Source organism: Streptomyces sp. ASQP_92 (genome assembly GCF_025399895.1).
GTDB lineage: Bacteria > Actinomycetota > Actinomycetes > Streptomycetales > Streptomycetaceae > Streptomyces.
The window spans coordinates 867319-881804 of sequence record NZ_JAODUA010000001.1; the positions used below are offsets into that span (position 1 = coordinate 867319).

General features: G+C 71.6%; 9 protein-coding genes. 4 read left to right on the top strand and 5 right to left on the bottom strand.

Translation table 11 applies throughout. From position 1 onward, the window contains the following. Positions 1 to 888 carry an alkaline phosphatase family protein gene (locus N4G70_RS03805; protein ID WP_261710916.1) on the bottom strand — a complete coding sequence of 296 codons (888 nt, stop codon included), beginning with the start codon at positions 886 to 888 and terminating at the stop codon, positions 1 to 3. Between the two features lie 151 nt (positions 889 to 1039). Between N4G70_RS03805 and N4G70_RS03810 the strand changes: the two genes are divergently transcribed. After that, positions 1040 to 2143 carry an acyltransferase family protein gene (locus N4G70_RS03810; RefSeq protein ID WP_261710917.1) on the top strand — a complete coding sequence of 368 codons (1104 nt, stop codon included), beginning with the start codon at positions 1040 to 1042 and terminating at the stop codon, positions 2141 to 2143. 22 nt (positions 2144 to 2165) lie between these two features. Here N4G70_RS03810 and N4G70_RS03815 read toward each other — a convergent pair whose 3' ends face one another. Then, positions 2166 to 4265 (bottom strand): PIG-L family deacetylase, encoded by a 2100-nt coding sequence (locus N4G70_RS03815; protein ID WP_261710918.1) that lies wholly within the window; start codon positions 4263 to 4265, stop codon positions 2166 to 2168. Between the two features lie 468 nt (positions 4266 to 4733). On the opposite strand from N4G70_RS03815, the gene N4G70_RS03820 reads away from it, so the two are divergent. After that, positions 4734 to 7727 (top strand): bifunctional [glutamine synthetase] adenylyltransferase/[glutamine synthetase]-adenylyl-L-tyrosine phosphorylase, encoded by a 2994-nt coding sequence (locus N4G70_RS03820; protein WP_261710919.1) that lies wholly within the window; start codon positions 4734 to 4736, stop codon positions 7725 to 7727. A gap of 459 nt (positions 7728 to 8186) precedes the next feature. Here the strand turns inward: N4G70_RS03820 and N4G70_RS03825 are convergent, their stop codons facing one another. The 3 genes from N4G70_RS03825 to N4G70_RS03835 form a co-directional block, all read right to left on the bottom strand. Next, positions 8187 to 9083: a phosphatase PAP2 family protein gene (locus N4G70_RS03825; RefSeq protein WP_261710920.1), complete on the bottom strand. Its 897-nt coding sequence runs from the start codon at positions 9081 to 9083 to the stop codon at positions 8187 to 8189. Between the two features lie 102 nt (positions 9084 to 9185). Next, on the bottom strand, positions 9186 to 10214 hold the full coding sequence (locus tag N4G70_RS03830) for a LacI family DNA-binding transcriptional regulator (protein ID WP_261710921.1): 1029 nt from the start codon (positions 10212 to 10214) through the stop codon (positions 9186 to 9188). A gap of 25 nt (positions 10215 to 10239) precedes the next feature. After that, complete coding sequence (locus N4G70_RS03835; protein ID WP_261710922.1) at positions 10240 to 11844, bottom strand: glycoside hydrolase family 13 protein; 1605 nt, start codon at positions 11842 to 11844, stop codon at positions 10240 to 10242. A 288-nt stretch (positions 11845 to 12132) separates the two neighbouring features. On the opposite strand from N4G70_RS03835, the gene N4G70_RS03840 reads away from it, so the two are divergent. Beyond that, the gene (locus N4G70_RS03840; protein WP_261710923.1) at positions 12133 to 13407 is read left to right on the top strand and encodes an extracellular solute-binding protein; all 1275 of its coding nucleotides are present in this window, start codon (positions 12133 to 12135) and stop codon (positions 13405 to 13407) included. A gap of 80 nt (positions 13408 to 13487) precedes the next feature. Next, positions 13488 to 14480 carry a carbohydrate ABC transporter permease gene (locus N4G70_RS03845; protein ID WP_261710924.1) on the top strand — a complete coding sequence of 331 codons (993 nt, stop codon included), beginning with the start codon at positions 13488 to 13490 and terminating at the stop codon, positions 14478 to 14480. The last annotated feature ends 6 nt before the right edge of the window (positions 14481 to 14486 follow it).

The following is a 14486-nucleotide window of genomic DNA, read 5'->3' on the forward strand; positions in this document are numbered from 1 at the left end:
TCAGTTGGCCCAGATCCCCGTGATGTCGGTGGAGCTGGCGGCCTGCCCGGCGTGCGCGGTGCCGTACATGTCCTCGAGGGTGCGCAGCAGGTTGTAGTGGTTGTACGTCGTCGAGGACGAGGAGCCCGGCGTCACCTGCTGGCCGTACAGGACGGTGGGGATCTTGTTGCCGGAGAGCCTGTTGTCCTCGTCGAAGGTGACGACGAGCAGGCTGTTGTGGGTCTTGGCCCAGGTCGCGTACGCGCCCAGCTTGTTCTTCAGCCAGGTGTCGCCCGAGGACACCGAGCAGTCGTGCATGTCGCTGCACAGGTTCGGCGTGACGAACGAGACCTGGGGCAGCTTGCTGTAGTCGGTGGGGAACTGGGTGAAGGTGTACGCCGACGAGGTGGGCACGTTCGAGAAGCCGAACCAGGGGTTGTGCTTCTGCGCGTACTTGCCGCTGGTGCACGTGGTGGAGCCCTGGCTGGGCAGCGTCTCGTTGTAGCTCGCCCAGGTCTTGCCCGCGGCGATCAGCTCGGAGGCGAGGTTGGGCGCGGAGGAGAAGCCGGGGGTCACACAGCTGTCGTCGGTGATGCCCTGCGTCGAGCCGGAGAACAGCGCGTAGTAGTTCGGCTGGCTGGGGTGGGTCTCGGCGTAGGAGGCCGAGAGGCTGGCGCCGCCCGACTTCAGCGAGTTGATGTAGGGGGCGCTCGAACTGCCGATGACCTGGTTGTAGGCGTGGTTCTCGAAGACCACGACCACGACGTGGTCGGGGGTGGGCACGGTCGTGGCGGCCTGGGCGAAGGACGCCTGGCCGAGGCCGGCCCACAGGCCCGCGGACGCGGCCGCGAGGCCTAGGGCGGACAGCAGGGCGGTGCGGGTGCGGCGCGGTCTGGGCTCGCCGAACACGGCTACCTCCGGGGTGGGGGACGGAATGCCCAGAGAGTAGGGGTGTTCATGTCAACCGGGAAGGTGGAAGTGGGTGAAGACCCGGGGAACGTCGCGTGCCCATGGCGGTGGCGGCTGCGGGAAACGCACACCGTCCCCTACGTTGGGGTGAATGACCAGCGCCACCCAGCCTCCCGGTCCCGGCAGCCCCCGAACCCCTGACCGCAGTCCGTTCTTCGACAACGCCAAGTTCCTGCTGATCGTCCTGGTGGCGCTCGGCCACAGCTGGGAGCAGGTGATCACGCCGCACACGCCGGTCCTCAGAGCCGTGCACAACCTGGTCTACGGCTTCCACATGCCGGCCTTCATCCTGCTGTGCGGCTACTTCTCCCGCAGCTTCACCGGCCGGCCCGACCAGATCCGCCGGCTGCTCACCGGGGTACTGCTGCCGTACCTGATCTTCGAGACCGTCTACAGCTTCGTGTACCACTGGTGCCGGGGCTCGGACCTGGAGATCACCCCGGTCGCACCCACCTATCTCTGCTGGTTCCTGCTCGCCCTGTTCGTCTGGCGGCTCTCCACCCCGATCTGGAACGCGCTGCGGTTCGCGGTGCCCATCTCGCTCGTCATCTCCTTCGCCGCGGGCACCACCCGGATCAGCGGGGACATGGCGATGCCCCGGGTCCTGATGTTCCTGCCGTTCTTCGTCCTGGGCCTGCGGCTGCGGCCCGAGCACTTCGCCAGGCTGCGCACCCGCACGGCCCGCACGCTCGCGGTGCCCGTCTTCGCCGGTGCCTTCGGGCTCGCCTACCGGCTCTCCCCGGACCCGAACGACGACTGGCTCTCCAGCGACGCCGACAACACGCTCCTGCACGTCTCGCTCGGGCAGTACCTGCTGCTCAGGCTGGCGCTGCTCACCGTGTCCGCGCTCCTTGTGGCGTCGTTCCTGGCGCTGGTGCCGGGCCGCAGAACCTGGATCACCGCGTTCGGCGCCGTCACCCTCTATCCGTATCTGCTCCACGGGATCGTGCTCCGCGTCGCCGAGTACTGCGGCGTCTTCCGGGTGCTACGGCAGGCGGGGCCGGCGGGCACGCTGGTGCTGAGCGCCGCCGCCGTCGCGGTGGTCGTGCTGCTCTCGACACCGCCGGTGCGGGCGGTGCTGCGGCCCCTGGTGGAGCCGCGCCTTCCGCGGTGGCTGGTCCCTCCGGTGCGGGTGGCCGCGCCCGCACCCGTGCCGACGGCCGCCACCGAGCGCGAGAAGACGCTGGCGCGCTGAGACGGGCAGGCCCTGGGCTGCGTCAGTTCGCGGCCGCCCGCCAAGGCGTGGCCGGGCCGTCGGTGCCCGCGGTGCGGGTCCAGTACAGGCGGCCGTCCAGGCCGATCGCGGCCGCTACCGCGCTGTCGCCGTTCTGCACCGCGGAGGGCGCTCCGGTGAACAGGATGCCGGTGTCCGCCTTCCAGGCCGGGGCCACCGCGCCCGGCTCCAGGCCGGCGAGCGCGCCGGAGGCGGTACGGCCCGTGACGAGCGGGCCCGCCACGCCGACCATGCCGTAGCCGGAGGTGTCGCCGAGGTCGGCGGGGGCGGACGGGGTCACGCCGTCGAACAGGACGCAGCGGACGTTGCCCGAGTCGGCCTGGCGGTAGTACACGCGCACTCCGTCGCCGTCCGCGCGGGCGGACACGCCCGTCGTGTTCGGGGGGAGCCCGGTGGCCGTGGCGCTCGCGGGCATCGGGGCGCCGGGTTCCGGCTGTGCCCACGTCGACATCGTCCGCGGGGTGCTGGAGAAGACGTGGACGCGGCCGGCGCCGTCGGTGACCGCCGCCGGGTCGCCGATCAGGTCGGTGCCGCCGAGACCGGCCCACGGGGTCCAGGTGCCGTCCGGCGTTCCGCTCGTGCTGTACAGCCGGCGGTCGCCGCCGCGCAGGAACACGGTGAGCCGGCCGGAGCCGTCCACCGCGGCCGTCGGGGTGGACATGTCGAAGACACCGTCGCTGCCGCTGCGCACGGGCGCGGCGAGCGACTGCCAGGGGGTGAACGTGCCGGACGCCGTCTGCACGGTGGCCACCACCTCGCGGCGGTAGTCGCCGAGATCCGCGCCGAAGAGGGTGCGGGTGCCGAACACCGCGAGCCGGCCGTCCGCCAGCCGCACGGAGCTCACGCCGGGGTCCATGCCCTCGCCGGGCACCACCAGCGGCCTGCCCCAGGTGCCGTCGGCGCCGGGCGCCTTGTGCCAGGCGGCGAGCCGCTGGTTGAGCACGCCGAACGCCCACAGGCTGCCGTCCTTGGCGGTCTGGAGCCAGGACGTGGAGTTGGTGCGGCTGTAGCGGACCGACTCGGCCCAGTTGTTGCCGTGCGGGTGGGGCGCGACCTTGCGGTCGCCGCAACCGGCCGTGCTGGCGCAGTAGTTGTCCTTCGCGTTCGTCCAGGCGTACGTCTTGACGATGTCGGCCTTGGCGTCGGTGGCCGGCTTGGCGAAGGTGTGCGGCAGGTGGCTGGTGTTGTAGCCGTAGTAGGTCTGGACGCTGAAGTCCGGGTGGTGGGGGGAGTCGGCGTACTCCCTGAGGGCGGCCTGGGCGAAGCGGGCGCTGAAGATGTGGTCCTGGTGGTCGATGATCTTCTGCGGCCTGCCGTCCCGGCCGGGCGTCGGGTCGAGGGTGCGCACATGCGTCGGGCGGAACGTCTCCATCAGCCCGGCGAGCGTCTTGACGACCTGGTCCTTGGTGTAGCTGAAGGGGTGGGCCGGGGTGCCGGAGGACAGCTGGGAGTCGAGCGCGCCGGTCTGGCCGTTCCACAGGCCGCGCAGGCTGTGCGGCTGGTTGCCGAGGATCGTCTCGGACTCGCGCAGTTGCAGCCAGACCAGACGGACGCCGGGGTGGCCGTCGAGGGTGTCCACCTCGGCGGTGCCGCCGCCGGCGGTGGGTATCGCGGTACGGGACCAGGTGCCCGACCGGTCGCCGGTCGCCATCTGCGCGTACGCCCCGCGTATGCCGTTCTGGCGGGCCTCGGCGTACTTGGCGCGGTCGGAGGGGGGCCGGGGCGCGCCCTTCTTCAGCGGCGGTGAGTTCACGCCGTCCGCCTCGCCCGCGGTGACGTACACCGAGGTGATGGGGCGGCCCGAGCGCAGCGACTGGCCGGTGTCCGGGTTCATGAAGAACAGGTCGTCGTCCGGGTGGGCCATGATCTGCATGACCGAGCCGTCCAGGGGCCGCACCGGGCCCGAGGCCGCCATCGCGGGCGTGGCCACGGCGTGGCCCTCGGGGAGGCTGGGACCCTCGGTGTCGGACATGGCGAGTTCGGCGAAGACACCGCCCGAGATGAGGACGGCGGCGAGCGTGGCGCCGGCGACGGCGCCACGGCGGGAGAGCAGCGCGGAGCGCAGCGGCAGCCTGGACTTCATGGGTGCGGTCTTTCGGTACGGGCGGCCTGGGCGGCCGGTCGGTGCGTGAGAGCACGTCCTCGCCGAGCCCGGTCGTGAGTGCTCGATCAGTTGCGGTCGGAACCTGATCGGCTAGGAAGACGAAAGGTCCAAGAATGCGGTTCATTTGGACGGCTGGGCAAATCATGTGGTCTTGATCACCCCGAATTGCCGCTATATCCGCACAAGTCCGACCTACGGGTCGTGAACTGGGCCGGAACGGCGGCCGGTTCAGGGGTGGCCTCCCGGCATCTCGCCGACAGTGAGGACGGCGTCACGCTGGGGCAGCGGGCGGCCCGGGGTCGCTTTCGAGCCGAAGGTCCCGGACCTCCCCAGGGCCCGGCGGCCCCACTGCGGCTAGGCTCGGAATCCGGGTCTTGATCGGGTGGGCCGGCTGCGGCGACCCCCGGCCGGGCGCGCGGGCGTACGTACGAGGTGAGAGGCGGCCAGATGACGGTGCCGGGGCGCAGGAGCAGTACCTTCACACGGCTGCTGCGGCATGGCTTCACCGACCCCTCGGCCGCCGAGCGGCTCCTGGAGACCCCCGAGCTCGGGCCCGTACGCGACGACCCGGTGCTGCTGGACGCGCTGGGCGCCACCGCCGACCCCGATCTGGCCCTCCTCGGACTCGTCCGGGTGGTGGAGGCGCAGGACGCCGACGAGCGGCGCGCCCTCCTGGACACCCTGGCCACCGCGAAGCCGCTGCGGGACCGGCTGCTCGGGGTGCTCGGCGCCTCGGAGGCGCTCGGCGACCACCTCGCGCGCCACCCGCACGACTGGCACGCCCTGGTCACCTATGAGGCGGCCGATCTCCATCCCGGGGTCGCCGAGTTCGAGCGGGGCCTGGCCGGCGCCACCGACCCGGTGTCGCTGCGCATCGCCTACCGGCGCTGCCTGCTGGCCATAGCCGCCCGCGACGTGTGCGGAACCACCGACGTGGCCGAGGCCGCCGCCGAGCTCGCCGACCTCGCCACCGCCACCCTGCGCGCCGCGCTCGCCATCGCCCGCGCCGAGGCCCCCGCCGACGCCGCCCAGTGCCGGCTCGCGGTGATCGCGATGGGCAAGTGCGGCGGCCATGAGCTCAACTACGTCTCCGACGTCGACGTGATCTTCGTGGCCGAGCCCGCCGACGGCTTCGACGAGGGCAAGGCGATGCAGGCCGCGGGCCGGCTCGCCGCCCACCTCATGCGGATCTGCTCCGAGACCACCGTCGAGGGCGTGATCTGGCCCGTCGACGCCAATCTGCGCCCCGAGGGCCGCAACGGCCCCCTGGTGCGGACGCTCTCCAGCCACCTCGCCTACTACCAGCGCTGGGCCAAGACCTGGGAGTTCCAGGCGCTGCTCAAGGCCCGGCCCGTCGCGGGCGACCCGGAGCTCGGCCGGGCCTATGTCGAGGCCGTCTCCCCCCTGGTGTGGCAGGCCGCCGAGCGGGACAACTTCGTCGCCGACGTGCAGAAGATGCGGCGCCGGGTCGTCGACAACATCCCCGCCGCCCAGGTGGAGCGCGAGCTCAAGCTCGGCCCCGGTGGGCTCCGCGACGTAGAATTCGCCGTCCAGCTCCTGCAGTTGGTGCACGGGCGCAGCGACGCCACCCTGCACAGCGGCACCACCCTGGACGCGCTGGCCGCGCTCGCCGCCGGTGGCTACGTGGGCCGGGCGGACGCCGCCCAACTCGACGCGGCCTACCGGTTCCTGCGGGCCATGGAACACCGCATCCAGCTCTACCGGCTGCGCCGTACCCATCTCGTGCCCGAGGACGAGGCCGATCTGCGCCGCCTGGGCCGCTCACTGGGGCTGCGCACCGAACCCGTCGTCAGCCTCAACAAGGAGTGGAAGCGGCACGCCTCGGTGGTGCGCCGGCTGCACGAGAAGCTGTTCTACCGGCCGCTCCTGGACGCGGTCGCCCAGCTCGCGCCGGGGGAGACCCGGCTCAGCGCCCGCGCGGCCGCCCACCGCCTCGAAGCGCTCGGCTACGCCGACCCGGCGGCCGCCCTGCGCCACCTGGAGGCGCTGTCCTCGGGCGTGAGCCGCAAGGCCGCCATCCAGCGCACCCTGCTGCCGGTCCTGCTCGGCTGGTTCGCGGACTCCGCCGACCCGGACGCCGGGCTCCTCGGCTTCCGCAAGGTGTCCGACGCGCTCGGCAAGACCCCCTGGTACCTGCGGCTGCTGCGCGACGAGGGCGCCGCCGCCGAGAACCTCGCCCGGGTCCTCTCGGCCGGCCGGCTCGCCCCCGACCTGCTGCTTCGCGCCCCCGAGGCCGTGGCCATCCTGGGCGATCCGGACGGCCTCGTGCCGCGCGGCCGGGCCCATCTGGAGCAGGAGGTACTCGCCGCGGTCGGCCGAGCCGAGAGCGCCGAGGGCGCGGTCGCCGCCGCCCGGGGGGTGCGCCGGCGCGAACTCTTCCGCACCGCCGCGGGCGACCTCATCGGCAGTTACGGGACCGAGGACAGCCCCGCCGAGGAGGACCCGGGCGCGCTGGTGGACCGGGTCGGCAACGCGGTCACCGACCTGAACGCGGCCACCATCGCGGGCGCCCTGCGCGCCGCCGTGCGGGCCGAGTGGGGCGAGACCCTGCCCACCCGTTTCACCGTCATCGGCATGGGCCGCTTCGGCGGGCACGAGCTGAGCTACGGCTCGGACGCGGACGTCCTGTTCGTGCACGAACCCCGCGAGGGCGTGGACGAGCAGGAGGCGGCCCGGGCCGCGGGCCGCGTCGTCGCCGAGATGCGCCGCCTCCTCCAACTGCCCACCGCCGACCCGCCGTTGCTGATCGACGCCGATCTGCGGCCGGAGGGGAAGTCGGGTCCGATGGCCCGCACGCTGGGGTCCTACGAGGCGTACTACCGGCGGTGGTCGCTGGTCTGGGAGAGCCAGGCGCTGCTGCGCGCCGAGGTGATGGCGGGCGACGCGGAGCTCGGGGCCCGCTTCATCGAGCTGATCGACCCGCTGCGGTATCCGGTGGGCGGCCTGAATGACGATGCGGTGCGCGAGATCCGCCGCCTCAAGGCGCGCATGGAGTCCGAGCGGATGCCGCGGGGCGCCGACCCCACCCTGCACACCAAGCTGGGCCGCGGCGGCCTCTCGGACGTCGAGTGGACCGTGCAGCTCCTCCAGATGCGGCACGGCTGGGAGCTGCCGGGCCTGCGCACGACGCGGACCAGGACCGCGCTGGCCGCCGCGCACGCCGCCGGGCTCCTCGACGCCGAGGCCGCCTCGATACTGGACGAGGCGTGGGTGCTGGCGACGCGGGTGCGCAACGGGGTCATGCTGGTGCGGGGCCGGGCCGGGGACACCTTTCCCTCCGACGGGCGGGAGCTGGCGGCGGTCGGCCGTTACCTGGGGTACGAGCCGGGGCATGTCGGGGACATGCTGGAGGACTACCGGCGCCTTACGCGCAGGGCGCGGGGGGTTGTGGAGGAGCTGTTCTACGGGGCACACCTGTAACTCCCCATGCCTCCCCGGGGCTCCGCCCCAGACCCCGTATCGCGCCTGAACGGCGCTCGTCCTCAATCGCCGGACGGGCTGAGGTGTCCGAGGCGGGCCCGCACCGACCCGCCAGGGGCGCGGGGAACTGCGCGAGAAGCGGGCACGGTCCGCAGCCGAAAGCCCCTGGGGCTCCGCCCCAGACCCCGTTCGCGCCTGAAGGGCGCTCGTCCTCAATCGCCGGACAGGCTGAGGTGTCCGAGGCGGGCCGGCACCGGTGCCGCCCAGGGGCGCGGGGAACTGCGCGAGAAGCGGGCACGGTCCGCAGCCGGGGGACGCCGGGGCTTCGCCCCAGCCGCGCACGGTCCGCAGCGGGGACGACGGGGCTTCGCCCCAGCCACGGACAGTCCGCAGCCGGGGGCGCCGGGGCTTCGCCCCAGCCGGTCCGGAGCGGGGTTGCTGGGCTTCGCCCCAGGGGGCTTAGGCGCCGGGTGGGCGGGCGGTGCCGGTGCGGGCCGGCGCCGCGCGGCCGGGCACACGCTTCGGGAGGTGGTGGGGGAGGGCGCCGTACCAGGTGCGGGAGACCAGGATGCCGAAGCTCAGGCAGAGCAGGCCGCCCACCGCGTCCAGCCAGAAGTGGTTCGCCGTGGAGACGATCACCACCAGCGTGGCCATGGGGTAGAGCAGGCCCAGGATCTTCGCCCACGGCGCCGACGCGAGCGCGAAGATCGTCAGGCCGCACCAGGTCGACCACCCGATGTGCATGGACGGCATCGCCGCGTACTGGTTCGACATGTTCTTCAGGTCGCCCGAGGCCATCGAGCCCCAGGTGTGGTGCACCAGGACCGTGTCGATGAAGCCGCCGCCGTTCATCAGGCGGGGCGGCGCGAGCGGGACGAAGTAGTAGCCGAGCAGGGCCACGCCCGTCGTCGCGAAGAGTACGAGGCGTGACGCCGCGTAGCGGCCGGGGTGACTACGGAACAGCCACACCAGAACACCGATGGTGACGATGAAGTGCAGTGTGGCGTAGTAGTAGTTCATGCCCACGATGAGCCATGTCACCGAATTCACGGCGTGGTTGACCGACTGCTCCACCGCGATGCCGAGGTGGTGCTCGGCGCTCCAGATCCAGTCGGCGTTCTTGAGCGCCTGCGTCTTCTGCTCGGGCACCGCGTTGCGGACCAGTGAGTACACCCAGTAACTCACCGCGATCAGAAGCACTTCGAACCAGATGCGCGGACGGCGCGGCACGCGCACACCACGCAACCGGGAGGAAAATCCGGTTCGTCCCGGTTCGATGCTGGTGGGTGAGGCCGACGGCTCATTGGTTGGAGCGGCCGTCCGGCCTTCCAGAGTCTTCACGGTCATGTCACCCATAGGAGGAGAGTCTGCCAGACGCACATATCCCCCGCCGATCATCCTCCGGTCGGGTTCGCTCCGCACCTGGTACTCCCTAAGGACGAGGTTTCCCCGTGAGGGTCAGGGCCGGATCCGGGGCCGGACACCCGATGTCGAACCGCGCACGACCAGTTCCGGCATGAAGATGAACTCGCTGTGCGGGGCCGGGGTGCCGCCGACCTCTTCGAGCAGGGCGCGGACCGCGGCCTGGCCCATCGCCGTCACCGGCTTGCGGATCGTGGTGAGGGGTGGATCGGTGAACGCTATCAACGGAGAGTCGTCGAAGCCCACCACGGAGACATCGCCGGGCACATCGAGGCCCGCCTGGCGCGCGGCCCTGATCGCGCCGAGCGCCATCATGTCGCTGGCGCACACCACGGCGGTGCAGCCCTGCGCGATCAGCGCGGTGGCCGCCGCCTGGCCGCCCTCCAGTGTGTACAGGGAGTGCTGGATCAGTGACTCGGCCTCGGCGAGGCTCAGCCCGAACCGGTCCTGCATACCGGCGGTGAAGCCCTCGATCTTGCGCAGCACCGGCACGAAGCGCTTGGGCCCGACCGCGAGCCCGATCCGGGTGTGGCCGAGCGCCGCGAGGTGGGTGACCGCGAGGCGCATCGCGGCGCGGTCGTCGGGCGAGATGAAGGGGGCCCGCACCTTCGGCGAGAACCCGTCGACCAGGACGTACGGGACGTCCTGGGCGCGCAGCTGCTCGTAGCGCTCCATGTCGGCGGTGGTGTCCGCGTGCAGCCCGGAGACGAAGATGATCCCGGAGACGCCCCGGTCCACCAGCATCTCGGTGAGCTCGTCCTCGGTGGACCCGCCGGGGGTCTGGGTGGCGAGCACCGGGGTGTACCCCTGCCGGGTCAGGGACTGGCCGATGACCTGGGCGAGGGCGGGGAAGATCGGGTTTTCCAGTTCCGGCGTTATCAGGCCGACGAGCCCGGCGCTGCGGCGACGCAGCCGTACGGGCCGTTCGTAACCCAGCACGTCGAGTGCGGCCAGCACGGATTCGCGGGTGCCCGCGGCCACACCGGGCTTGCCGTTGAGCACGCGGCTGACTGTGGCTTCGCTGACCCCCGCCTGGGCTGCGATGTCGGCGAGCCGTGCGGTCACGGGATTGGACTGTACCGGTCGCACGTCAGATTGCCCACCAGACCGCGGATTCGGCCGGCAGCAGGGCGTGCTCCGAGCCGAACTCGACGTCCGCGCTGGTGAGCAACGGGCGTCCCTGGAGCGGCAGTTGGACCGCGTGGTCCAGGGTGTTCACGGTGCAGACGAAGCCGGGCCGCGCGAAGGCGAGCACCCCCTCGGGGGCCGGGAGCCAGGTCATCGTGCCGTCGCCGAGGCCCGGCAGTTCGCGGCGCAGGGCGAGGGCCGAGCGGTAGAGCTCCAGGGTGGAGTGCGGGTCGCCGCTCTGGGCGGCGACGCTGAGCCCGCGCCAGGAGTCGGGCTGCGGCAGCCAGGACGCCCCCTCGCCGAACCCGTACGAGGGGCCGTCCGTGGTCCACGGGATCGGGACGCGGCAGCCGTCGCGGAAGCCGTCCTGGCCGGACGCGCGGTGGAAGGCCGGGTCCTGGCGCACCGCGTCGGGCAGCTCGGTGACCTCGGGCAGGCCGAGCTCCTCCCCCTGGTAGAGGTAGGCGGAACCGGGCAGCGCCAGGGTGAACAGGGCCGCGGCGCGGGCCCGGCGCAGGCCCTGTTCGCCGCCGCCGTAGCGGGTCACATGGCGTACGACGTCGTGGTTGGAGAGGACCCAGGTGGTGGGGGCGCCGACCGCGCCGGTCGCGGCGAGCGAGGCGTCGACGGTGGCGCGCATCCGCTCGGCGTCCCAATCGCACGTCAGGAACTGGAAGTTGAAGGCCTGGTGCAGTTCGTCGGGGCGTACGTACAGGGCCAGGCGCTCGGGGGAGGGGGCCCAGGCCTCGGCGACCGCGATGCGCTCGCCGTCGTAGCCGTCGAGCAGGGTGCGCCAGGCGCGGTGGATCTCGTGGACGCCGTCCTGGTCGAAGAAGGGGAGCACCTGGTTGCCGATGAGCTTGGCCTGCTCGCTCGCCCCGATGTCCGGCAGGCCCGGGGCCTTGACCATGCCGTGGGCCACGTCGACGCGGAAGCCGTCCACGCCGAGGTCGAGCCAGAAGCGGAGGACGGAGTCGAACTCGGCGCGCACCGCCGGGTGCTCCCAGTCCAGGTCGGGCTGTTCGGGGGCGAACAGATGCAGATACCAGTCGCCGTCGGGGACCCGCGTCCAGGCGGGGCCGCCGAACACCGACTCCCAGTCGTTGGGCGGGAGCCCGCCGTCGGCGCCCTTGCCACGGTGGAAGTGGTAGCGCTCGCGCTCGGGGCCGCCGGCCAGCGCGGCACGGAACCAGGGGTGCTGGTCGGAGGTGTGGTTGGGGACGATGTCGACGATGACCCGCAGGCCCAGGCGGTGGGCCTCGCGCACCAGGTCGTCCGCGTCGGACAGGGAGCCGAAGAGCGGGTCCACCGTCCGGTAGTCCGCCACGTCGTAGCCGCCGTCGGCCTGCGGGGAGAGGTAGAAGGGGGTGAGCCAGACCGCGTCCGCGCCGAGGTCCCGCAGATGGGGCAGCCGGGCCCGGATGCCGGCCAGGTCGCCGATGCCGTCGCCGTCGCCGTCCGCGAAGGAGCGCACGTACACCTGGTAGATCACCGCGTCCCGCCACCAGCCCGTCGTGGGCCGGGTGGACACCTGGGCGACGGCGGCCGTCGCGAGCTCCTGCGTCATGGGGGGTCCCTCTCGAAAACCTGTGTCTGCGGGATCAACGCCGCTGGGCCCCGAAAAGTAACCGTCCTGCAAGACCTTGCGGGACTCTTGCAGATGCTGTTCGGGTGCCCGTGGATCAGTCATACCGGCTTTGACAAGGCGCACAACGGCAACCGTGCGGACACGCTGATGTAACGATCAGCCGGGCTTGCAGAAATTCTCCGCAAGGTCTTTCGGTCGCCTTTCATCCTTGTTACGTTCCTGGCGATCCGGCGCCGTGATGGAACGGCACCCAGTGAAGGAGTTCAGATGCGACGTGGCATAGCGGCCACCGCGCTCGCGGCGACCCTCGCTCTCGCGGCGACGGCCTGCGGCGGCGGCGACAGTGACGGCGGCAAGGCGGACGGCCCCGTCACCATCACCTGGTGGGACACCTCGAACGCCACGAACGAGGCCCCCACGTACCAGGCGCTGGTCACGGAGTTCGAGAAGGCGAACCCGACGATCAAGGTCAAGTACGTCAACGTCCCCTTCGACCAGGCGCAGAACAAGTTCGACACCGCCGCCGGCGCCAAGGGCGCCCCGGACGTGCTGCGCGCCGAGGTCGGCTGGACCCCGGCCTTCGCGAAGAAGGGCTACTTCCTGCCGCTCGACGGCACCGAGGCCCTCACCGACCAGGCGAAGTTCCAGCCCAACCTGATCAAGCAGGCCCAGTTCGAGGGCAAGACCTACGGTGTCCCGCTGGTCACCGACACCCTCGCCCTGGTCTACAACAAGGCCCTGTTCGCCAAGGCCGGCATCACCAAGGCCCCCGCCACCTGGGAAGAGCTGAAGGCGGACGCCGCCCTGGTCAAGGAGAAGGCCGGCGTCGACGGCTTCTGGAACTCCACCGCCGGCTACTACGCGCAGCCCTTCCTGTACGGCGAGGGCACCGACACCGTGGACGCCGCGGCCAAGAAGGTCACCATCGCAAGTGCGCCCGCCGTCAAGGGACTTGAGACCTGGAAGGGCCTGTTCGACGGGCCCGGCCTGCACAAGGCGGACGTCACCGCCGACGCGTACGCCCACATCCAGGACGCCTTCGTGAACGGCAAGGTCGCGGCGATCGTCCAGGGCCCGTGGGAGATCACCAACTTCTACAAGGGCTCCGCGTTCAAGGACAAGGCCAACCTCGGCATCGCCACCGTCCCGGCCGGGTCCGCGGGCAAGGCCGGCGCCCCGACCGGCGGCCACAACCTGTCCGTGTACGCGGGTTCCGACAAGGCGCACGCGGCCGCCGCGATGAAGTTCGTGAACTTCATGACCTCGGCCAAGAGCCAGGAGTCCATCGCCCTGAAGAACTCCACGCTGCCCACCCGCGAGGACGCCTACACCACCCAGGTCAAGGCCGACCCGGGCATCGCCGGCTTCCAGGGCGTGCTGCCCTCCGCGCGGCCGCGGCCCGAGCTGCCCGAGTACAGCTCGCTGTGGACCCCGATGGACACCACCCTGCCGAAGGTCGCCGACGGCAAGCAGTCCGTCGCCGACGCCACCAAGAGCCTTGAGCAGGACATGGCCAAGCTGGTCCCCGGCTTCACCAAGTGAGCCCCGCCGCCGGGCCGTTCCCCCCGGGGGACGGCCCGGCGGCACGCACGTCCGCCGAACTTCCCGGAAAAGGTGTCGAGATGACCGTTGCCGTCGATGGCGCGGCCCCGAAGAGCGCGTCGAACGCGCGCCGGGGGCCGCTGGAGCGCCTCAGGCGGTCCTGGCAGAAGCACTGGTACGCGTACGCGATGGTCGCGCCGATCGTCGTCGTGCTCGGCGTCCTGGTGCTCTATCCGCTCGTCCAGGGCTTCTACTACACGCTCACCGACGCCAACAGCCTCAACTCGGCGCGCACCATCGGCGCCAACCACATCGCGGCGACCTATGAGTTCGTCGGGATGCACAACTACGCGGACATCCTGTGGGGGCCGACCGCCTGGGACCGGTTCTGGTCGCACTTCATCTGGACGGTGGTGTGGACCGTCGCCTGTGTGGCCCTGCACTACACCATCGGCCTCGCGCTCGCCCTGCTGCTCAACCAGAAGCTGCGTGGGCGCACCTTCTACCGGATGATGCTGATCCTGCCCTGGGCGGTGCCCAGCTTCGTCACCGTCTTCTCCTGGCGCCTGATGCTCAGCGACTCCGGCATCGTCAACACCGTGCTCGGCACGCTCCACCTGCCGCAGCCCGAATGGCTGGAGCAGCCGCACTTCCAGCAGCTCGCCGCGATCCTCGTCAACACCTGGGTCGGCGTCCCCTTCATGATGGTCTCGCTGCTCGGCGGCCTCCAGACGATCCCCGCCGAGTTGTACGAGGCCGCCGAGATGGACGGCGCGAGCTCCTGGCAGCGCTTCCGTCACGTCACCCTGCCGGGCCTGCGCCCGGTCAGCGCCACGGTGGTCCTGCTCGGCATCATCTGGACGTTCAACCAGTTCGTGATCATCTACCTGCTCTTCGGCAACGGCGGCGCCCCCGACGCCCAGATCCTCGTCACCTGGGCCTACCGGCTCGGCTTCGGACAGCAGCCCCGCGACTTCGCCCAGTCCGCCACCTACGGCGTGCTGCTGCTCTCCATCCTCATCGTCTTCTCCTCCGTCTACCGTCGCTGGCTGGCCCGCAATGAACAGGTCTGATGCCCC

Coding starts and splice junctions, on each gene's coding strand:
- N4G70_RS03810 (WP_261710917.1), top strand. CDS start 1,040: ATGACCAGCGCCACCCAGCCTCCCGGTCCCGGCAGCCCCCGAACCCCT.
- N4G70_RS03815 (WP_261710918.1), bottom strand. CDS start 4,265: ATGAAGTCCAGGCTGCCGCTGCGCTCCGCGCTGCTCTCCCGCCGTGGC.
- N4G70_RS03820 (WP_261710919.1), top strand. CDS start 4,734: ATGACGGTGCCGGGGCGCAGGAGCAGTACCTTCACACGGCTGCTGCGG.
- N4G70_RS03825 (WP_261710920.1), bottom strand. CDS start 9,083: ATGGGTGACATGACCGTGAAGACTCTGGAAGGCCGGACGGCCGCTCCA.
- N4G70_RS03835 (WP_261710922.1), bottom strand. CDS start 11,844: ATGACGCAGGAGCTCGCGACGGCCGCCGTCGCCCAGGTGTCCACCCGG.
- N4G70_RS03840 (WP_261710923.1), top strand. CDS start 12,133: ATGCGACGTGGCATAGCGGCCACCGCGCTCGCGGCGACCCTCGCTCTC.
- N4G70_RS03845 (WP_261710924.1), top strand. CDS start 13,488: ATGACCGTTGCCGTCGATGGCGCGGCCCCGAAGAGCGCGTCGAACGCG.